At 41.0% G+C, this 19,548-nt stretch carries 19 protein-coding genes; 10 read left to right on the top strand and 9 right to left on the bottom strand.

Going from position 1 to position 19,548, the window contains the following annotated elements; all coding sequences use genetic code 11:
* Positions 1–165: 165 nt before the first annotated feature.
* The 6 genes from L0657_RS00955 to L0657_RS00930 all read right to left on the bottom strand — a co-directional run bounded on the left by L0657_RS00955 (position 166) and on the right by L0657_RS00930 (position 5,828).
* On the bottom strand, positions 166–1,122 hold the full coding sequence (locus L0657_RS00955; RefSeq protein ID WP_235148453.1) for a transketolase family protein: 957 nt from the start codon (positions 1,120–1,122) through the stop codon (positions 166–168).
* Between the two features lie 60 nt (positions 1,123–1,182).
* Positions 1,183–1,773, bottom strand: coding sequence for a Uma2 family endonuclease (locus L0657_RS00950; protein ID WP_235148452.1), 591 nt, complete (start codon positions 1,771–1,773; stop codon positions 1,183–1,185).
* A 15-nt stretch (positions 1,774–1,788) separates the two neighbouring features.
* Positions 1,789–2,646, bottom strand: coding sequence for a transketolase (locus L0657_RS00945; protein WP_235148451.1), 858 nt, complete (start codon positions 2,644–2,646; stop codon positions 1,789–1,791).
* A gap of 126 nt (positions 2,647–2,772) precedes the next feature.
* Positions 2,773–3,231 (bottom strand): thioredoxin-dependent thiol peroxidase, encoded by a 459-nt coding sequence (gene bcp / locus L0657_RS00940; protein ID WP_235148450.1) that lies wholly within the window; start codon positions 3,229–3,231, stop codon positions 2,773–2,775.
* Positions 3,232–3,233: 2 nt separating this feature from the next.
* Positions 3,234–5,186 (bottom strand): M23 family metallopeptidase, encoded by a 1,953-nt coding sequence (locus tag L0657_RS00935; protein ID WP_235148449.1) that lies wholly within the window; start codon positions 5,184–5,186, stop codon positions 3,234–3,236.
* A gap of 30 nt (positions 5,187–5,216) precedes the next feature.
* Positions 5,217–5,828 carry a fumarylacetoacetate hydrolase family protein gene (locus tag L0657_RS00930; RefSeq protein WP_235148448.1) on the bottom strand — a complete coding sequence of 204 codons (612 nt, stop codon included), beginning with the start codon at positions 5,826–5,828 and terminating at the stop codon, positions 5,217–5,219.
* Between the two features lie 324 nt (positions 5,829–6,152).
* On the opposite strand from L0657_RS00930, the gene L0657_RS00925 reads away from it, so the two are divergent.
* The 3 genes from L0657_RS00925 (at position 6,153) to L0657_RS00915 (ending at position 9,771) form a co-directional block, all read left to right on the top strand.
* Positions 6,153–6,770, top strand: coding sequence for a C40 family peptidase (locus L0657_RS00925; protein ID WP_235148447.1), 618 nt, complete (start codon positions 6,153–6,155; stop codon positions 6,768–6,770).
* Between the two features lie 122 nt (positions 6,771–6,892).
* Entirely contained in the window at positions 6,893–8,116 is a 1,224-nt protein-coding gene (locus L0657_RS00920) for a hypothetical protein (RefSeq protein WP_235148446.1), read from the top strand.
* Positions 8,113–9,771 (top strand): hypothetical protein, encoded by a 1,659-nt coding sequence (locus L0657_RS00915; protein WP_235148445.1) that lies wholly within the window; start codon positions 8,113–8,115, stop codon positions 9,769–9,771. Before L0657_RS00920 ends, L0657_RS00915 begins: the two co-directional genes overlap by 4 nt.
* A 28-nt stretch (positions 9,772–9,799) precedes the next feature.
* On the opposite strand, the gene L0657_RS00910 is transcribed toward L0657_RS00915, so the two are convergent.
* Positions 9,800–10,456: an HAD family phosphatase gene (locus tag L0657_RS00910; protein WP_235148444.1), complete on the bottom strand. Its 657-nt coding sequence runs from the start codon at positions 10,454–10,456 to the stop codon at positions 9,800–9,802.
* Positions 10,457–10,804: 348 nt separating this feature from the next.
* On the opposite strand from L0657_RS00910, the gene L0657_RS00905 reads away from it, so the two are divergent.
* From L0657_RS00905 to L0657_RS00890, 4 genes are all read left to right on the top strand, one after another.
* Positions 10,805–11,266 carry a hypothetical protein gene (locus L0657_RS00905; RefSeq protein WP_235148443.1) on the top strand — a complete coding sequence of 154 codons (462 nt, stop codon included), beginning with the start codon at positions 10,805–10,807 and terminating at the stop codon, positions 11,264–11,266.
* Positions 11,267–11,278: 12 nt separating this feature from the next.
* The gene (locus L0657_RS00900; protein ID WP_235148442.1) at positions 11,279–11,755 is read left to right on the top strand and encodes a hypothetical protein; all 477 of its coding nucleotides are present in this window, start codon (positions 11,279–11,281) and stop codon (positions 11,753–11,755) included.
* Positions 11,756–11,941: 186 nt separating this feature from the next.
* Positions 11,942–12,439 (top strand): 2-C-methyl-D-erythritol 2,4-cyclodiphosphate synthase, encoded by a 498-nt coding sequence (gene ispF, locus L0657_RS00895; protein WP_235148441.1) that lies wholly within the window; start codon positions 11,942–11,944, stop codon positions 12,437–12,439.
* Positions 12,440–12,516: 77 nt separating this feature from the next.
* Positions 12,517–13,662, top strand: a complete 1,146-nt coding sequence (locus L0657_RS00890; RefSeq protein ID WP_235148440.1) for an amidohydrolase family protein — start codon at positions 12,517–12,519, stop codon at positions 13,660–13,662.
* 108 nt (positions 13,663–13,770) lie between these two features.
* Here the strand turns inward: L0657_RS00890 and L0657_RS00885 are convergent, their stop codons facing one another.
* On the bottom strand, positions 13,771–14,940 hold the full coding sequence (locus L0657_RS00885; RefSeq protein WP_235148439.1) for a lipopolysaccharide assembly protein LapB: 1,170 nt from the start codon (positions 14,938–14,940) through the stop codon (positions 13,771–13,773).
* Between the two features lie 95 nt (positions 14,941–15,035).
* Here L0657_RS00885 and L0657_RS00880 point away from each other — a divergent pair, with 95 nt between their 5' ends.
* Positions 15,036–16,280, top strand: coding sequence for a pitrilysin family protein (locus tag L0657_RS00880; RefSeq protein ID WP_235148438.1), 1,245 nt, complete (start codon positions 15,036–15,038; stop codon positions 16,278–16,280).
* A gap of 75 nt (positions 16,281–16,355) precedes the next feature.
* Entirely contained in the window at positions 16,356–16,676 is a 321-nt protein-coding gene (locus tag L0657_RS00875; protein WP_235148437.1) for a hypothetical protein, read from the top strand.
* 383 nt (positions 16,677–17,059) lie between these two features.
* On the opposite strand, the gene L0657_RS00870 is transcribed toward L0657_RS00875, so the two are convergent.
* A complete protein-coding gene (locus L0657_RS00870; RefSeq protein WP_235148436.1) occupies positions 17,060–18,349 on the bottom strand; it encodes a pitrilysin family protein in 1,290 nt (429 codons plus the stop codon).
* Between the two features lie 185 nt (positions 18,350–18,534).
* Between L0657_RS00870 and L0657_RS00865 the strand changes: the two genes are divergently transcribed.
* On the top strand, positions 18,535–19,530 hold the full coding sequence (locus tag L0657_RS00865; protein ID WP_235148435.1) for a glycosyltransferase family 9 protein: 996 nt from the start codon (positions 18,535–18,537) through the stop codon (positions 19,528–19,530).
* Positions 19,531–19,548: the final 18 nt, after the last annotated feature.

The raw sequence follows: 19,548 nt of genomic DNA, 5'->3' as shown, positions 1-19,548 counted from the left end.
CAATGATGGTTCTTGTTTCTTTAGAAAAATCAATAATAGTCTATTTTTTTGTCCAGGGCAAATAAAATTCGAGTCTTGTATATAAGCAGAATGTTATCTCACTTATATACAAGACTCAAAGGTATTCCGGTTCCAATGGCTATTTTAATTTGCCAGAAGGATATATTATTTTTTCTTAGCAATCGCACGTTTTGCCGCTGCAACAATATCAGCAGCAGTCAAACCATATTTTTCCATCAATTGTGCTGGCGTTCCGCTTTCTCCGAAACTATCATCAACTGCAACATATTCCTGAGGAACCAGGTCATTTTTAACGATCACCTGTGCAATGCTATCGCCCAATCCACCAATACGGTTATGCTCCTCAGCTGAAACAGCGCAACGCGTTTTTGCAATCGATTTCAGAATCGCTTCTTCATCCAGCGGTTTGATTGTATGGATATTGATAATTTCAGCACTGATACCTTCTGCTTCCAATTGCTCACCAGCCTGGATCGCTTCCCAAACCATATGGCCTGTTGCGAAGATACTTACATCCGTTCCTTCACTTACCATCCAAGCTTTACCAATTTCAAAAACCTGATCTGCCGCAGTGAAAATTGGAATAACCGGACGACCGAAACGCAAATAAACCGGCCCTTCGTAATCCGCGATTGCGATTGTAGCCGCTTTTGTCTGATTGTAATCGCAAGGATTGATCACGGTCATACCCGGAAGCATTTTCATCATCCCGATATCTTCAAGGATCTGGTGGGTTGCACCATCTTCTCCCAAAGTAAGACCTGCGTGTGAAGCACAGATTTTTACATTTTTACCCGAATAAGCAACGCTTTGACGGATCTGGTCATAAACACGGCCCGTAGCGAAGTTGGCAAAAGTTGTTGCAAAAGGAATTTTACCACCGATAGTCAAACCAGCAGAAACACTGATCATGTTTGCCTCAGAAATACCACACTGAACAAATCTTTCAGGATTTTCTTTGATGAAAGGTTCAAGTTTCAAAGAGCCAACAAGGTCAGCACAAAGCGCTACCACGTTTGGGTTCTTCTGACCAAGTTCATGCATTCCGGCGCCAAAGCCCGAACGGGTATCTTTTTTTTCGGTGAAGGTGTATTTTTTCATTATGAATAATGTCTATAATATTTTAATTATCTATTTGGGTAACTGTCACAGACAGAGTTTTCAATCAACAAAAACAGTACTAAGATCCACTTCTAATTCTGGAAACACAAAAGAACTCATCTTTTCCCCTTCGGTAAAAGGCCGCTTGCCGATATATTGCCCTTGCTCATTCAAAGTGTAAACCAACACCATCTTATCAGCGGGCTCAACAAGCCAGTATTCTTTCACCCCAGCTTCTTCATATACCTGAAATTTATCAAACATTTCCTTCTTCGTATTGCCCGGAGAAAGTATTTCAATAATAACATCCGGAGCTCCGATACAGCCGCGATCATCAAGTTTTGACAGATCACAAACAATACAGATATCGGGTTGCACCACCGTACTAATCTCACTATCTCCATTTTTATTACGACGAGGTAAACGGACATCAAAAGGTGCTGAGTACCACTGATACGGGAGATCAAGCAGGTATTTATCTATTTGCCTTCCCAGATTCCGAGAAATATCCTGATGACGACGAGCAGGCGCAGGCGACATTTTGTAAATGTACCCTCTGATCAGTTCCAGACGTTCCTGAAATTTCCATTGCAGATAATCTGCATAGGTGTATTGCCGGGAAAAATCTAATTGATCTAAGCTTGTCATCATCCAAAATTTCTGATCTCAATAATCCCCCATCGACTCTTCCAGCTGCGCCAATGCCGCTGCCAATTGTTCGTCGTTTGGCGCAACACCGTGCCATTTGTGGCTTCCCATCATGAAGTCAACACCATAACCCATTCCGGTACGAAGAAGGATCATAATTGGTTTTGCGTGTCCGGCTTTGCTTTTTGCCTCGTAAAGCGCTTTTACAACAGAAGCCATATCGTTTCCTTCTTCCACTTCCATTACTTCCCAACCGAATGCTTCGTATTTGGCACCAAGATCACGGTTATCCATCACTTTCGCTGTCGGACCGTCAATCTGCTGACCGTTCAAATCTATTATTGCAATAAGGTTGTCAACTTTGTGGTGAGGCGCAAACATAGCCGCTTCCCAAACCTGTCCTTCCTGCTGCTCGCCATCTCCCATCAGGACGTAAACAAGACTATCATCTTTGTTCAGTTTTTTAGAAAGTGCCGCACCAATTGCGACAGACATGCCCTGGCCTAATGAACCTGACGCGATACGAATACCTTCCAGATGTTCGTGAGGAGTCGGGTGTCCCTGAAGTCTGGAATTCAGCTTGCGGAATGTTGCCAGTTCCGGAACCGGGAAATAACCCTTACGAGCCAAAACGCTGTACAACACCGGAGAGATATGGCCATTCGAAAGAAAGAAAAGGTCTTCTCCATTTCCATCCATGTCAAAAACGGGCTTACCGTCTTCTTCTTTCAGTTTCATGCGTTCAAAATACAACGCAACTAATAAATCTGTGCAGCCCAAAGATCCTCCCGGGTGTCCTGACTGGCAGCCATGTACCATGCGAACGATATCCCTGCGAACTTGTGCTGCGACTTTTTCTAATTGTTCAATTTCCATTTCTCGATTATTATTTTTTTTGGAGCGTAATACAGCTGGATTAAACTTCCGCTATCTCGTTCATGATAAGCATCATGTAAGGAGATGCGAATTACGTATTAAAAACGATTAATTGCTGACTTTTAATTAGTCATTTTTACTCAAAATTTGATCAGTATGATTCTTCGTATCTACTTTCTGGATAATCTCTGAAATAATACCGTTTTCATCTATGACGAAAGTTGTACGTGCAGTCCCCATATACGTTTTGCCATACATGCTTTTTTCAACCCAAACGCCATAAGACTCTACAATCGCGTGGTCCGTGTCAGCCAGTAGCGGAAAAGGAAGTTCGTACTTTTTTATGAATTTCTGATGCGATTTTTCTCCGTCCACACTGACGCCCAAAACTACATAACCTTTGCTCAAAAGAGAATCGTAATTATCACGAAGGTTACATGCCTGAGCCGTACAGCCGGGAGTATCATCTTTTGGGTAAAAGTAAAGAATTACTTTTTTGCCTCTGAAATCGGAAAGTTTTACGTCATTTCCGCTCTGGTCTTTGGCCAAAATTTCCGGAGCTGGATCACCTGTCTGAAGTGCCATAATTATTTTCGTTTTCGTTTTGTAGGTGCGATCACCGTTTCAACTATATCAGTTTGCAAGATAGTACTATTTCCGGCGCCATCTGTCACTTCAAGCGTTAGTTCTCCTTCAAAAAGTTGCGTGTTGTCGCGTTTTTCCGACCAGATAACGCCCGTCTTTGCTTCGTAATTCATTAAAATCCATTCGTCGTTGATGAAGGCCTTAAAACGATCAATCCCGGACATTCCGTCCGCAATGTAAGCGCGGATCCTGTTTTTGCTATGTTCGATCAATCTTACTCTCGGAGGAATGGTATCTTTCTGAATCACGAAAGTACCAAGCTCTTTTGTTTTAAAAGTAATTTCATCCCCTTTCCATTCGCCGCCAATAAAACGGTAACTGTAACCTGTATACCTGTAAATGTTGCTACGGTCCTTATTTGTCGGGGTTTCTTCCGGCTTGAAAGTTATCGATACATAATCGCGAAGCGGTGTTCCCTTATCATTAATTGTCAGCGCATTGTAATTTTGCTGACCGGTTATGTATAACGTATCAAACAGGCTTGTCTCCTGAAAATCAACAGACCAGCGGTTACCTTTATAACTTGCAATTCTTCCCGGAGAGATCTTTGCCCGCAGATATGTCCTGGCCATTGTATTACCAATTTGTACAGAGTCGGGCATATATTCTCTTAAATCAGCAAGAAAAACCGCAGACTCATTTTCATATAAATCCGGGATCTTTTTAACCTGCCTTCCCTCTACATAAAATGTCGCTAGTGGAAGTGAACTTCTGTAATATTTAGCTCTGACTTTCAAAGTATTTCCGCTAATTTCGGTCTGAATCCACTCGGGTTTAAGCTCAGTATCGTAAACAGGCAAAGGCTGACTTTCCGTTTCTCCTTTGATACTAAACATCAAAACGGATGAATTTTCATAGGAATCAAAAACCTTGATTTTGACTTTATGAACGAGTGTGTCGGCTATGAAAAGTTTGCCTTTGTAAGCACCGGTTTTGTAAAGATCAAACACATTTCCGTCGGGGACATAACATTTTAAATAACGCTGACCTGTTTCCTGTTCCGTTTCATAATCAATGAGATTGTTGTAATCCCGCGTGGCAGCATTTGGAAAAATTTCCATGTTGTAGGCGAACACTTCGTTATCATCAACCTTAATTTCAATACACTGCAAACCATACCGAAAGCCAGTTCCCGTCATCATGTCATGCGCCATCAATTCCAGACCAATCATTCCTGATGCGGTGATCGTTGCAGGAATAATGAAAGTGCCGTCCTTCTGGCGAACAGGAGTATAAGCCTGTCTGTCAAATTTGCCATTTACCCGGCCATTGATATCAAGCGGACGAATGGCCAGGCTAACAAACTTAGGCGGTGTAACATCCTTGATTTCGTTGAAACCAAAAAACAAAGGATTAAGGTAATTATCCTTTGAATCACGAATCTCAAAATGCAAATGTGGCCCGGCAGAACCTCCGGTATTTCCTGAAAGTGCGATCAACTCTCCCTTTCGAAAGGCATATTTTCCAGGTTCTGGAAATAGATCAATTTCAAAAGTCTGTTTTTTATATTGCTCATTCCTTACATACGCAGCCAGCGAATCGCTGAACTTTTGCAAATGTCCATATACTGTCGTCTGACCGTTTGGATGCCGTAGATATATTACGTTGCCATATCCTGACCGCTGCACAGCGACTTTGAACACATAACCTTCCGCCGCAGCATATACCGGCAAACCTTCCACCTGCTGTGTCCGGATATCTACACCGGCATGGAAATGATTGGTACGTAAATCGCCCAGGCCGCCTGCCAGGGAATTAGACAAACCCGGCCGGATTGGAAACTGATAATAGCCTTTTGGATAGGATTGTTTCTGAGCATTGACAGAAAAAAAAATGCCAAGAAACAACAAGAATAAAAACCCGGAACGTCTGACTGCCAAATAATTATAAAACATGAAAATAATTCTGATAAATTAACTTTTTCCTTACTTCACGCCCAACTCCAAAAGTTTTTTACCTTCTATGTAAGCCGTCAGGCGATCACCAATTTGAACCGGACCAACGCCTTTGGGAGTACCCGTAAATATCAAATCTCCCTTTTTCAGCATAAAGTATTTTGAAACGAACGAAATCAGGTAATTGATACGGTACAACATCATCGAAGAATTTCCGCTCTGACGTGTTTCACCATTCACTTCGAGGCTAAAATTGATATTCTGGATATCTTCAAACGTGGAGATCGGAACAAATTCAGAAACCGGAGCAGAGCCGTTAAATGCTTTTGAAAGTTCCCAGGGCAATCCTTTGCTTTTCAGTTCAGACTGCACATCACGCGCGGTAAAATCAATGCCGACGCCGATTTCGTCATAGTATTTATGTGCGAAACGTTCTTCAATATTTTTGCCAACCCGGTTTATTTTTACCACTAACTCAACTTCGTGGTGAATATCTTTTGAAAAATCAGGATAAAAAAATGGCTCTCCTGCACGGATTTGGGCCGTTTCAGGTTTGAGGAAAATAACCGGAGCGTCGGGGCGCTCGTTATTAAGCTCTTCAATATGCTCCGTGTAATTACGGCCAACACAAATAATTTTCATCAAAATTGATTTGAGATTATAAATAATGGTATCAGAAAAATTATTCAGTGAATAATTCTGGTCAATGACAAAACTACTTACAAAGCGCACAGTCACATAATATTTCCACCATTTTTTAATATTGCCAAAAATGTGTAAAATTTGAATGTCAACCGGTTAGATATTTCTTACCACCTTTTCCTGAATCTATCCTACAATTTTTATCTGAAGTAGCGTTATTTGTATAGATTAAGACATAACCCAATGTAACTTTTTTTTAAATAATACGTCCTGACAGCAAAATTTCTGGCTTTGCCGTTTAGTTCAATCAATAAAAAGTAATTCATGAAGAAGCAGATTTCCATTTCTTTCATTACCGCGATTTGCATTTTCGTTTTATTTTCCTGCGATACCTTACGTAAAAGCCCCGCTCCGACGGCTCAAAAAAGAAAACCGCCGACAACAGCGAACAGAAGACCTACCGCGCCAGCAGGCAGACGCCCCGCTCCAATAACAACACGAAACGCTCCTGCCAAACCCACATATACCCGTCCAACTGGCAACTTTTCAAAAGAAATTCCGCAAGTCGTTGAAGTTGCCAGAACATACTCCGGCACGCCTTACCGATCAGGTGGCAACGATAAAAATGGTATCGATTGTTCAGGGCTGATCTGTTCTGTTTATTCAGAAATTGGCGTAAAAGTGCCTCGGATTTCCTGGCAGCAATCTGAATTCGGGACGGAAGTTGGTAGTATCGAAGAAATAAAAGCAGGCGATTGGCTGTTTTTTGTTCCAGAAGCCGGCAAGGAAGGATATGTGTCCCATGCGGGAATTGTTACTGATGTACGCAACCCAGGTGAGATTTTTTTCATCCATGCATCAACATCCCGTGGTGTCCGGGAAGACAATTTATTTTCTACCTATTTTAAAGGAAGGTTTGTCAAAGCAATGCGACCTTTTTGAGATAAATATCAGGAATTAAATTAAGTAGTAGTATCTTAACTATTTCTTTTAAGTACATCATTGACAGTGGCTTAAAAACTTTTTCCCATATATCCGAAACACCTTAACCTCCTATACTGATCATGGAAACGACGATTGATCCGCCAGCTGAGCCACCAGGCCGGGTTATAACCCTGCATCCTGGAAGCTCAGAAATTCCACCGTATATTTTTGCAACTGTTTTCTCATCGTTCTGTGTCATCACAGGTCTGATCTGGGACATATGCTGGCACATGAGTATCGGGCGCGACGGATTGTTATCTCCTCCTCATTTAATTATTTATTTAGGTGCGGTGGTGTCGGGATTATTTTCCGGATACGAAATTTTAAGGATTACCTTTTTCGGAAAACCTATTGAGAAAGCAAAAAGCGTAAAAGTCTGGGGATTTTTTTATAGTTCTCTGGGTGCATTATTCTGTGTTTGGGGTGCGCTTGCGATGTTGACATCTGCTCCGTTCGATGACTGGTGGCACAACACCTACGGACTCGACGTCACGATTCTTTCGCCGCCTCATACCGTTCTGGCACTCGGAATTATCAGCGTGCAGTTTGGAGCAATGATCAGTGTAATTTCTCTGAAAAATCAGACTAAACTTTTTTTCAGCGATAATCCAGACAGGAAAAAAGTCAGGAATAAAATACTTTTCTGGCTGTTCTCACTTTCTGCCGGTTTTTTACTGACGATGTGGTATACCTTGCTTTCAGAAGAAATGGGCCACAGAGACACGCATAAATCAGATTTTTACATTGTGGCCGGTATCGTCTTCCCCATTTTTCTTATGGCTTTTGGCAAAGCTGTGAAAAACAGGTGGACAATTGCAGCTGTAACCGGAACATATACTATATTAATGCTGCTGACCCTCTGGATTATTCCGCTTTTCCCCGCAGAGCCAAAACTTGGTCCGGTCATCAACCATATCGATCATTATCAGGGATTTAAGTTTCCTTTGCTGCTGCTAATTCCTGCTATAGTCACTGATATTCTGAGAAATAAATTTGCATACCTGAACGACTGGATTTTAACCCCGATTTTAGCGACAGCCTTTCTTCTGACCTTTTTTGTGGTACAATGGCCATTCGGGACTTTCCTGGTGGAATCTCCTTATGCAAGAAACTGGGTTTTCGGCAGTCACTACTGGTATTTTGGAAGTAACCCGGACTGGGAATTTCGATATAAATTTCCGCCTTGGGGCCTCGAATCAACGGCTGAACTTGTAAAAGGTCTGGCTATTGCCTGGCTATGCTGCCTGGTTTCAACGCGAATTGGCTTGAAATGGGGAAACTGGATGAACAAAATTCAACGATGAAAAAAATACTATACTTTATCGTCCTGATACTGGTTTCAATCCAGATATCTTTCGCGCATGTGGGCAGCTCAGGCGTGCTGATGCAGGGTCAGGCGGGTCCTTACAAGGTATTAATTGACGTGAAACCGCCGGATGTTATTCCCGGAACGGCTAAAATCACTGTTTTTGTAGAGACAGGAACAGCGGAAAAAATATTGGTACGCCCAATATATTTTCGTTCAGGAGACCAGGGCGCTCCTTCCGCGGATGAAATTCTATCCTTGCCAAATCAGCCAGGACAATTTCAGGGAGAAGTTTGGTTAATGCAAAATGGTTCGTCAAGCATTCAGATCAAGATTTCCGGAAAAGAGGGAGAAGGCGAGTTTATTGTTCCCATCGTTGCCGTATCAACCGCGCAACGGGAAATGCCGAAGGGTTTGGGTATCGGACTTTCAATTCTTGGTCTTCTACTGTTTTTGTTAATGATCACAGCAATTGGTGCCAGTGTGAGCGATGGTCTCCTACGTCCCGGAGAAGTTTTATCACCCCAACAAAAACGGAAAAGGTGGATCAACATGGGCATTGCCACGGCTGTCTGTGCGCTGATACTTTATGGTGGAAGCAGTTGGTGGAATAGCTGGGCGGAAGATTATAAAGAGTTTATGTACAAACCTTTGCAGGGTAGTTCAAGTATAATAGAAGAGGATAACCAGCGTATATTTACACTAAAAATCGATACGAGTGACTGGACTAAAAGAAACAGGGGATCGATGTTAAGTACGCTAATCCCTGACCATGGAAAACTGATGCACGCTTTCCTGATTCGCACGCCTGAAATGGACGCCTTCGCTCATATCCATCCCGAACGCACTGACAGTACGACTTTCCAGGCATATCTTCCGAATTTACCGAAAGGCAAATACCTGGTTTACGCCGATATTGTTCAATATTCTGGTTTTGCTGAAACGATTGTTGATACAGTTGATATTCCGGAACAGGCTGAAAAAACTTCTGTCCTGAAAAAGACGGCGGAAGAGGATACTTATGTCGTCACGGATCCGATCAACGCGCCAGGGCAGATTCCAATGGACGACAATGTTGTAATTTGTGGAAAACCAGGTACAAAAACTGTTTTTAAGGATAGTTCCTATGCAATTTGGGAAGGGAAACCGAATCGTGCGCTTGAAGCTGGAAAACCTTATTTATTGAATTTTGAAGTTTTCAACCCGGACGGTACGCCGACTTTTCCGGAACCATATCTGGGTATGATGGGACACGTGGCCGTTTTCCGTTCCGATGGTTCTGTTTATATTCATTTGCATCCAACAGGAACATTTGCGATGGCAGCGGAACAGACCATGAAAAACAGATTAACTGATACGACAAAACTCGTTGGCAGACCATCTTCTGTTGTATTTAAAGACAGCATTGACCATTATTTGGCTAAACTCAAAGCGATGTCTACCATAGAACGGGAAGAAACTTTAATGACTGAAATGGGTATGTACAAGCAAGATGGCGGAGCAATGATCGGTATGGAACACGGCAATAGAATTTCTTTCCCATATTCGTTTCCAAAAAAAGGGCGTTATCGAATTTTTTTGCAGGTCAAAAGAAACGGTCAGGTTTTAACAGGCGCATTTGATGCACAGGTGACAGACCCTACGACATTGTAATGTTCGATAAAATATTATCATTTTTATTTTAAAACAACTCCGCGATTTTCTTAAACGAAAGCTCAGAATAATCCTTGATATAAAAACTGCACGGCGGCAATTCATCTCTGGTATGCGAAGTAAGCACACCCACTACTTTCATTCCGGCATTCAAACCAGCAGAAATACCTGAAAATGAATCTTCAAAAACCACACATTGATCAGGAGATACAGCCAGATTTTTTGAAGAAGTAAGATACACTTCCGGATCCGGTTTGTGTTTTTTCACATTTTCACTTGCCAGAATAGAACCCATTTTTTCGCGCAGTGGCACTTTGCTTAAAATTAAGTCAAGATTGGCGAGCGGTGCAGAGGTCGCAACGCCAAGTTTTACACCATTTGCATATAAATCCTCAATAAAATGAACGATGCCTTTTATTGGGTCAATATGGGGCTCATAAATTTTCCGGAACAAACTTTCCTTTTCATCTTCCAACAAACTAAGCTCCTCTCCTTCAATCTTTCTTTGGAGAAAATGGCTCAGGATATAACTGTTGCTTTTTCCAAACATGTGCTGAGCAAACTCCTCGTCCGTTGGAGCAAGATTCCGGCTTGCAAAAAATTTACGAAAAGCCAGGGAATGGTAAGGATTGGTATGAACGATTACTCCGTCCATATCAAATATGACTGCAATTTCTTTTTTCATGCCTTAAAGTTAATGATCAACGAAGTAAAATCGCAATACCAAATAATTATCGGCCTGATATACCAAGTATTTAACTTCTTAAAAAAATAGTTCGTAGAAATACTTGTAAAAAAAATTCACCGTTTAAAGATAAATTGGGCACATATCTCAATTTTAATTAAAAAAATGAGATAATCCATAGTGATTTTTCCGGGATACTTTTTAATTTAGCCTTGGTATATTTGTAATATTTGATAATCATTTCTGCAATTATTGTAATGTTATTCATCCAAATAAAGGATTGAGCTTCGTTATTTCAATATCAGATTAACACCTTACCCCTATCTCTATCCGCAAAATCAGCGTTATATGAACGAACTAGAACGTTTAAATGACAACTCCGGGCATCAGTCTGTTGCCAAGCAATCAGCACCGATGACGTCGCTAGAAGTTTATGACAAATATGGCGCTATGGCATATGGAATTATCCTGCAAATTATCCCTCAGCCCAATTTGGCGCAGGAAGTTTTGGTCAATGTATTTTCCTCGCCGCTATTACAATCGTGCAATAGTTATCCTTTTACATTTGCAGCCTGCGTCATCAAACTGGCCCGTTCAAAAGCGATAGAGGCAAAGAGAAAATTAATGTCGATTGGCTCTTTTAATGCAGATGGAATTCAGAATGAGCAGGAAGTAACCCCAGAGTTAATTTTTGACCTTGCTTTTCGTCAGGGATTTTCTCCGGAAGAAGTTGCTGAAAAGTTAAAGATCTCAAAGTCAGAGGTGCTAAAAGCTTTTCATGAATTTTTCAAATCCTTTCCTCACGCTTAATTTATATAAACTTTGAATACGCAGGAATTTATAAAAAGTGGTGTTTTGGAGTCTTACCTCTTGGGATTTGCCTCGGAGGAAGAACAACATGAAGTTAATCAGCAGATCCTGGCCAGCTCAGAATTTGCGGACTACGTGGTGGAATTCGAAAAAAATGCCCATAGATATTTTATTCAAAATGCAGTTCCGCCTCCGCCCGTTGTGAGGGAAACCATACAGCTTCGTGCCGGGAAAACTGATATTGAAAAAGCCGGAAAACACACCTATTACGACATTCCAAAAACTGAACAAAAGAAGGAAGAATATTTAAATGTCGAGGTAAACGATACTTACATAAAAGTTCACAAGTGGTGGCGCCCGGCATTTATCGCCGTTTTTATATTATCGAAAATATTCCTGATTGCAGGTCTGTATTACTATTTTAAATCGGCCAGTCTGGAAAAAGAAATTGAAAAACTAAGAACCGAAATTTCAGTACCACAACGATAATTTTTTCTATAAAAAATCCCTGCATTCCGACTGTCCGGATGCAGGGATTTTCGTTGTTACAGCTTTTCAAAATTTAGCAGTAGCCTATCTCAGACATATAAGTAATTTATCCGTTTTCCACCTCACTATTGTCTTTCACAATTTCAATCACCAACTTGCATTTACTATTCATTAATCCAATTTTACATGTTTCCCTTTCGGATCGGACAAGGTTATGATGTTCACCAATTAGTTGAAGATCGCCCATTTTGGTTGGGCGGCATTTTGATTCCGCATACCCACGGCGCAAAAGGCCACTCTGACGCAGATATCGTGTGCCACGTGCTTTGTGATGCCTTGCTAGGGGCAGCCAATATGCGGAACATTGGTTATCATTTTTCGGATACGGATCCACAGTGGAAAGGCGTTGACAGCAAGGTTTTATTAAAAAAAGTACTGAAAATGGTCCGTGAGAAGGGCTTTGAAGTTGGTAACGTTGACGTTACGATTGTGCTGCAAAGACCAAAATTGAATCCACATATTCCTGAAATGAAAGCTTGTCTGGCAGGCGTAATGCAGATTTCTGAGGATGATATTTCAATAAAAGCCACCACTTCTGAGCATATTGGATTTGTAGGGAGAGAGGAAGGAATTGCCGCGCACTGTGTTGCGTTGATTTATCGTTCTGAAAGTAAGCCTAGATAAATATTTTTGATCCCTAAAAGCCGTCGCGTCATTACATTTTTCTAATAAAGGTAAAATTCCCCCTGAAACCGTTTACTATGAAAATCATCAGACCTTTACTCCTATTTTCTTTATCGATTGTCAGTGTTTCAAACCTTTTTCCGCGGAACACCTTTGCGCAGGAAATTCCTCAGCCACTAGGTTTTGAAGAATATGATCCGGTCTCGACTTTGAAAGTTGAGGAACACAAGGTCACACGGGCAAAGTTTCCTTTTATTGATGTTCATAACCATCAGTATCAAATGCAGACTCAGGATCTGAAAGCGCTGGTTTCGCAAATGGACAGTTTGAATATGGGCATCATGATAAATCTGAGCGGAAGAGGCTGGTCGCAGGAATGGAGTGAGGGAACAGCAACGTTGAAAGGATCGCTAGAAAATATTGCTAAAAACGAACCAAAGCGTATTGCCCTTTTTACAAACCTTCAATTTAAAGGATTTGGCGATAAGGACTGGACGGAGAAAGCGGTAAAACAGCTGGAAGCTGATATTAAAATGGGTGCCAAAGGACTTAAAATCTATAAAAATCTCGGTTTCAGTAGCATTAAAGATGATAAGGGAAACCGGGTTGCGGTGAATGATTCAAGACTTGATCCTATCTGGAAAAAATGCGGTGAATTGAAAATCCCGGTATTGATTCATACCGCGGACGTTCCCTCCTTTTGGGACCCGATGGACCGTTACAATGAGCGTTGGCTGGAATTAAAAACACACCCCGGCCGTCGGCGTGGAATTAATGACCCAGTTCCTTTTGACTCACTGATCGCTGAACAGCACTACATTTTCAAAAATAATCCGAAAACGATTTTTATAAATGCGCACATGGGCTGGTATCCGAACAACCTGAAAAAGTTGGACAGCCTGATGACCGCCCTGCCAAATATGTACGTTGAAATCGGTGCGGTTATTGCAGAATTAGGACGCCAGCCGAGAGCAGCAAAAAAGTTTTTTGACAAATGGCAGGACAAGGTTCTTTTTGGAAAAGACAGCTGGGTTCCGTCTGAATACAGTACTTATTTCAGGGTGCTTGAAACGGAAGACGAATATTTTCCATATCACAAAAAATACCACGCTTTCTGGCGTATGTATGGTTTGGGACTTTCCGACGATGTATTAAAAAAACTTTATTACAAAAACGCCTTAACCATCATTCCAGGATTGGATAAGTCATTATTTCCAAAATAATAATTTTGAAAATAACTTAAAAGTTGTTGATCAATATGATAAAAGCGGGCTTGCCAGAAAGATCTTGCAAGCCCGCCTCATTAACAATTCACCATTAACAATTAACCATTATTTAAACTCTTTCGCCTCTTTCACAATTGACTTGTATTCCGCTTTCTCCAAAGCTTTTTTATAATATTCTCTGGCTTTCGCTTTATTGCCTGCGCGATTAGCAATACGAGCCAAACCCGAGTAGGACATCGCATAATATTCACGGGTATACTGATCGTCATGTGGCGTTTTAAGTGCAGTAAGGTAGGATCTTTGAGCCGCGCTGTCATTTTTTGCACTCTTTTCATAAATGATTCCCTGAAAAGTATTGTAGGCAATCGGATAAAATCCTCTCGTATTCGCTTTCAGCATATTCATTCCTTTCTCCGCCTGGTAATACTTTCCGGTAAGCAGCAATGCCTCGGTGTTGACCATATTGAAAATCTGATTCTTGGGATACCAGTCAGCCAGTTTTTGAGAATAAGTCAGCGCTTTTGGGAAGTTCGTTTCATGTTCCATATAAATATGTGACAAATAAAAACAGGCTTCTGCTCTGGTAATGACGCCATGACGAGTCGCAATATCAATCTGTTTTAATCCCAGTGCTTTATTTCCGTTTTTGAAGAAAATCATCAATGGTTTAACCATCGCGTGGTCTTCCGGATACAATTCAACATAATAATTATACATCCCGGAGGTGAAATAAAACTCAGGATTTCTTTCAGTCAATTTCAAACCTGTGGTCAGCGCATTGTAAGCTTTTTTTGCTTCCCCTGCCGCGCTCATCAGTTCTCCGTTGTAGTTGTACATCATCGCAATATAACCTCGGGCAACAATGGTATAAAAAACAGCTTCCGGATCGGTACTGTTCTTTCCATATTTCTTCGTTATCGCATCAAGACATTGATTCAGCTTGGCGATATATTCCTTTGACTTCGTTGGATTATCCTTAATCGGCAGATATTGCCAATACATCACAAAAGAGTCGAGGATATAAGAGACCGGGTGATTGGGGTATTTTTTTTCGACCTGGTTTAAAATGACATTTGCTTCTGTATACTCGTAATTGTAAATATGGTCGAGCCCTTTTTGAATTAATTTAAGCGATGCAGCGTCATTTAATAGTTGGGCATCTGCGGGTTTTGAAGCAACAAAAAAGAAAATGGTTAATAGAATAAAACGCAACGTAAATTTCATGACGATCAATGATAACGGGATAAATGGTTTGGTGGAATCCCACCTGAGCATTAGCTTTGTTTATAACCACAAAACCTGCGTACAGGTTTCTCCTGTTTTTGTTTATTTTGAGGAGACAACCTCAACTACTAATTACTGACTTACTTATGATTCGCTACGAGCACTTTACGTTAGACAACGGTCTGAAAATATATGTTCATGAAGATTTTTCAACGCCGATGGCTGCGGTTAATATTTTATATAACGTCGGATCGCGGGATGAGGATGAAGAACGCACCGGTTTTGCGCATCTATTTGAACATTTAATGTTCGGTGGCTCAAAAAATATTCCAAACTATGATATCCCGGTCCAGACCGTAGGCGGCGAAAATAATGCGTTTACATCACCTGATATTACGAATTATTATATCACACTTCCCGCCGACAATGTTGAGACTGCTTTCTGGCTCGAATCCGACAGAATGTTGAGTTTGTCTTTTGATCCGAATGTGCTGGAAGTTCAGCGCAAGGTGGTCATAGAAGAATTCAAACAACGTTATCTTAACCAGCCTTATGGTGATATGTGGTTGAAATTGAGACCGCTAGCTTACCAGGAACATCCATACCGCTGGGCAACGATCGGAAAAGACATCGAACATATTGAACGTGCCACGATGGAAGATGTTCAGGATTTTTTCTTCCGTTTTTACAGACCCAATAATGCAGTCATGGTGGTGGCCGGTGCGGTAAAACTGGAACAGATAAAACAATTAGCGAAAAAGTGGTTTGCAGGAATTCCTGCCGGGGCCCCTTACGTTCGTAATATTCCCAAAGAACCGAAACAGACCGAAGCACGTCATTTGGAAACTTCCGCAGCTGTTCCATTAAACTCATTGATCAAAGTTTTTCATATGCCTGGCCGCTATGAAGATCAGTTTTATGCATCAGATTTGTTAAGTGATATTCTGGGAAGAGGGAAATCATCGCGACTGTATCAGGCTTTGCTGAAAGACAAACCGCTTTTTAACAGTATCAGCGCAAGCACCACATCTTCGCTGGATCCCGGACTTCTTTTGATTAGGGGAAATCTTAATCCGGGCGTTACTTTGGAAGAGGCTGACGAAGCGGTAAAGGATCTGTTAAGTAAAATTGTTGCGACTGGTGCCACAGATGAAGAGGTAACCAAGGTTAAAAATCAGACGGAAGCAACCCTGGCATTTTCAGAGGTTGAGCTTCTGAATCGTGCGATGAACCTTGCTTTTGCAGCCAACGCGGGAAATGTTGACTGGGCAAATGATGATGCCGAAATTATCCGAAATATGAAATCGGAGGACTTGCATGAAGCTGCAAAAAATATACTGCGGCCGGAAAACGGATCGACGCTTTATTACCGGGCTGAGGTAAGTGTTTAAATAATTACAGCTTTGAAATAATTCGATGAGATTATTTCAAAGTCCCACTTTTTTCAACCTTAAAATAATTGGTTAATGACAATACCACAAACATATTTGCAGACAGGATGGGGTGATTCCGTAGACGACGTGGACATGGAAGACGTTAGCTGGGCGATCTCTGAAACAATCGAAATGGATGATGAACAAGGCTTATTTTGGGTTGGCGTATTTGTTGGCGATGCCGAGGTTATACTGGAAGCAAAGAAAGATCTGACGGTTACCGGAATTTTCAATGAAGACGAGGATGAAAACGTAAAGGCGCAATTCTCCGACTGGGCTGAAATTGAAGAGTTATATAAATTATTTCTGACCAAAGATTTTGATCAGGTACAAGCAATACTTAAAGCCAAATAATTTGGTCAATTACTTCGCGAAATAAACATTGACTTCCGGATGCATGGTATACATCCGGAAGTTTTTTTCATCATTTACAAAAATTCCGTACGATAAATAACAAACAGGAATCTCCTAAGGAGCCAGGAGCGCTTTTGTTTTAGGTACTTGCTATAAACAGGGAACTACGCTGTGGTTATTCATTACAGTGATCATAACAGTTCAATTTCAGGTGACGTTCACCAAATGTCCCGCTCCATTTGGAGCATCCTGTTTATAGTAATGAGACAGAAATGCCTGATATCAGACTCCTTCGGAGTCGCCTGAAAACGTAATTTAAAAAACAAAAAAAAGTCATTCACCGAAGCAAATGACTGTCCATAATATTATACCAAAAATCTAACTTACTCAGGAATAAAAGTCAGATAGCTAAAATGCTCTGGGTTAAACATTTCCCGGGCGATTGATTGCAATTGTTCCGACGTAATTTCCTGGATTTCTGTGAAAATTTCAGGCAAAGAATCCACACGTCCTGTATCAAGCAAGCTTTTTGCCATCATCAGCATGAAACTCATATTGCTTTCCTCCGACATTGCCAATTGGCCCATCAGTTGAACCTTTGTCTGATGCAGCTGTGATGTCGACAATGGAATTTCCCGGATTCTTTTTAACTCTTTATTGATCAAAGAAATACTTCTGGCCAGCTGTTTCTGTTCCGTCCCGAAAAATATCCCTAAAAATCCGGTATCCAGATATGGCGTATAATTGGCTTCGATGGAATAAACGAAACCATATTTTTCACGCAGCGATAAATTAAACCGGGAGTTCATGCCGGGTCCGCCAAGCAGATTTACAAGCATAAAAAATGGCAAACGCTTATCGTCTCCAAGTGCATATGCCGGTTGCCCCATCGCGCATTGGGCCTGCGTAATTGAACGTTCCTTTTCCTGAATAATGGGAGTATAAAGTCCGGGAGCCTGACGGATTCTTGTCGTTTTTTTATGAGGAATATTCCCGAGATATTTTTCAGCAACACGTACTACTTTCGAAAATGGCAAACGGCTTACCGAAGAAACAACAATTTGTTCTGTATCAAGATTTTCATTTATAAACTGGAAAAGCTCTTCACGACCAAAGGAATTGACTGTTTCGGGGGTTCCCAGTATATTATTCCCCAACGCATGATTTGCGAAAACAAGCTGGTCAAAATCATCCTGGATCGCATCTTCCGGAGAGTCGTTATACATTGACATCTCTTCAATAATCACATTTCGTTCCCGCTCAATCTGCTTGTCAGGAAAAACTGAATGAAACGCAATATCCGCTAATAAATCCAGCGTTTTGTCAAAATGATCATCCAGAACAGATGCATGAAAACAAATTTTTTCCTTGGTTGTGTACGCATTAAGTTCACCGCCAACATTTTCAAGACGGTTGATGATATGATATGAACTACGTTTTTCAGTTCCTTTGAAAGCCATGTGTTCCCAAAAATGAGCCAGTCCCTGTTGGTGAGGCTGTTCATCCCGGCTTCCGATATCAAGCATAATTCCTACGTGCGCAATCTGCGTGTAAGGAACTTGTTTATGTGCAATGCGAATTCCGTTTGCTAAGGTGTGTAATTTATATTCTTCTGTTAGCGCTAATGAGGGAGCTTCGGCATTCACATGTTTACGCATATTATTTCTCTTCATTCCTTATGAACACAAATTACCTGTCAATAATTTTCGGTGATGTCTGCAAAATTACAGACTTTTGTTTGAAAGATGTTTTTTTTAGGCCAATGGTCAAAAAGCGACTTATTGAAAAATTAATAATTTATTGAAAATCAATTACTTATTAATTTTATTTTGAAAATATAATTTTTGATTCCAATCACATGATTCCTAGGCGCATACTCGTTATCCAAACTGCTTTTATCGGCGATGTAATTCTTGCGACCTCATTATTGGAAAACCTGCATCAGGGTTTACCGGACGCAAAAATTGATTTTCTGGTTCGAAAAGGTAATGAAGGCCTTTTTGAAAATCATCCTTACTTGAACAATGTACTGATTTGGAAAAAGAAAGAGGGTAAGTTCAAAAGCCTTTTCCAGTTATTAAAACAAATAAGAAAATCGGAATATGACTGGGTTATCAATTTACAAAGGTTTGGCGGAACGGGAATGCTGACGGCATTTTCAAAGGCTCCAAAGACCACTGGTTTTGACAAAAATCCATTTTCTTTTCTTTTTACTAATAAATTTCCGCACAAAATTGAAAATGGTATCCATGAAACAACCCGTAACTTCGAACTTGTAAAAAATGAGATTTCGGGCGAACTTCTTAAACCAAGATTATATCCTTCTGCGGATGACTACAATTTCGTAAAACATTATCAGTCAAAATCTTATATCTGTATCGCGCCGGCTTCTGTTTGGTTTACGAAACAATATCCAGCGGAAGGTTGGATCAAGTTTATCAGTCAAATTACAGATCGATATCAGATTTTTCTCCTCGGCGGACCAGGCGATGATGAACTGGCACAGAGTATTCAAAATCAGATTTCTTCCAAAGCAAAGGTTCAGAACTTATGCGGAAAACTATCCTTCCTGCAATCCGCCGCTTTGATGAAATCTTCGGTAATGAATTTTGTGAACGATTCTGCACCTATGCATATCAGCTCTGCGGTCAATGCTTCCGTAACGGCAGTTTATTGTTCAACAGTTCCGGAATTTGGCTTCGGGCCGTTGTCTGACAATTCACATCTTATTGAAGTTTTGGAAAAATTAACCTGCCGTCCCTGTGGGCTTCATGGTCACAAGGCTTGTCCCCAAGGCCATTTCAAATGTGCTGTCGACATTAAAACAGAACAGTTTCTTGAAGTTCTGAGATAGCAGGTTCAAGAAACTGTC

It is taken from the genome of Dyadobacter sp. CY345 (assembly GCF_021502725.1).
Lineage (GTDB): Bacteria > Bacteroidota > Bacteroidia > Cytophagales > Spirosomataceae > Dyadobacter.
Note: the sequence above shows the minus strand (reverse complement) of the source record. Positions and strands in the feature narration are given on the sequence as shown.

What these genes read in the sequence shown, in the direction of transcription:
- L0657_RS00885 (WP_235148439.1), bottom strand. Translation starts at nt 14,940, where the DNA reads ATGCTCAGGTGGGATTCCACCAAACCATTTATCCCGTTATCATTGATC.
- L0657_RS00920 (WP_235148446.1), top strand. Translation starts at nt 6,893, where the DNA reads ATGGAAACGACGATTGATCCGCCAGCTGAGCCACCAGGCCGGGTTATA.
- L0657_RS00880 (WP_235148438.1), top strand. Translation starts at nt 15,036, where the DNA reads ATGATTCGCTACGAGCACTTTACGTTAGACAACGGTCTGAAAATATAT.
- L0657_RS00930 (WP_235148448.1), bottom strand. Translation starts at nt 5,828, where the DNA reads ATGAAAATTATTTGTGTTGGCCGTAATTACACGGAGCATATTGAAGAG.
- L0657_RS00955 (WP_235148453.1), bottom strand. Translation starts at nt 1,122, where the DNA reads ATGAAAAAATACACCTTCACCGAAAAAAAAGATACCCGTTCGGGCTTT.
- L0657_RS00915 (WP_235148445.1), top strand. Translation starts at nt 8,113, where the DNA reads ATGAAAAAAATACTATACTTTATCGTCCTGATACTGGTTTCAATCCAG.
- L0657_RS00905 (WP_235148443.1), top strand. Translation starts at nt 10,805, where the DNA reads ATGAACGAACTAGAACGTTTAAATGACAACTCCGGGCATCAGTCTGTT.
- L0657_RS00890 (WP_235148440.1), top strand. Translation starts at nt 12,517, where the DNA reads ATGAAAATCATCAGACCTTTACTCCTATTTTCTTTATCGATTGTCAGT.
- L0657_RS00950 (WP_235148452.1), bottom strand. Translation starts at nt 1,773, where the DNA reads ATGATGACAAGCTTAGATCAATTAGATTTTTCCCGGCAATACACCTAT.
- L0657_RS00925 (WP_235148447.1), top strand. Translation starts at nt 6,153, where the DNA reads ATGAAGAAGCAGATTTCCATTTCTTTCATTACCGCGATTTGCATTTTC.
- ispF (WP_235148441.1), top strand. Translation starts at nt 11,942, where the DNA reads ATGTTTCCCTTTCGGATCGGACAAGGTTATGATGTTCACCAATTAGTT.
- L0657_RS00870 (WP_235148436.1), bottom strand. Translation starts at nt 18,349, where the DNA reads ATGAAGAGAAATAATATGCGTAAACATGTGAATGCCGAAGCTCCCTCA.
- L0657_RS00865 (WP_235148435.1), top strand. Translation starts at nt 18,535, where the DNA reads ATGATTCCTAGGCGCATACTCGTTATCCAAACTGCTTTTATCGGCGAT.
- L0657_RS00875 (WP_235148437.1), top strand. Translation starts at nt 16,356, where the DNA reads ATGACAATACCACAAACATATTTGCAGACAGGATGGGGTGATTCCGTA.
- L0657_RS00945 (WP_235148451.1), bottom strand. Translation starts at nt 2,646, where the DNA reads ATGGAAATTGAACAATTAGAAAAAGTCGCAGCACAAGTTCGCAGGGAT.
- bcp (WP_235148450.1), bottom strand. Translation starts at nt 3,231, where the DNA reads ATGGCACTTCAGACAGGTGATCCAGCTCCGGAAATTTTGGCCAAAGAC.
- L0657_RS00910 (WP_235148444.1), bottom strand. Translation starts at nt 10,456, where the DNA reads ATGAAAAAAGAAATTGCAGTCATATTTGATATGGACGGAGTAATCGTT.
- L0657_RS00935 (WP_235148449.1), bottom strand. Translation starts at nt 5,186, where the DNA reads ATGTTTTATAATTATTTGGCAGTCAGACGTTCCGGGTTTTTATTCTTG.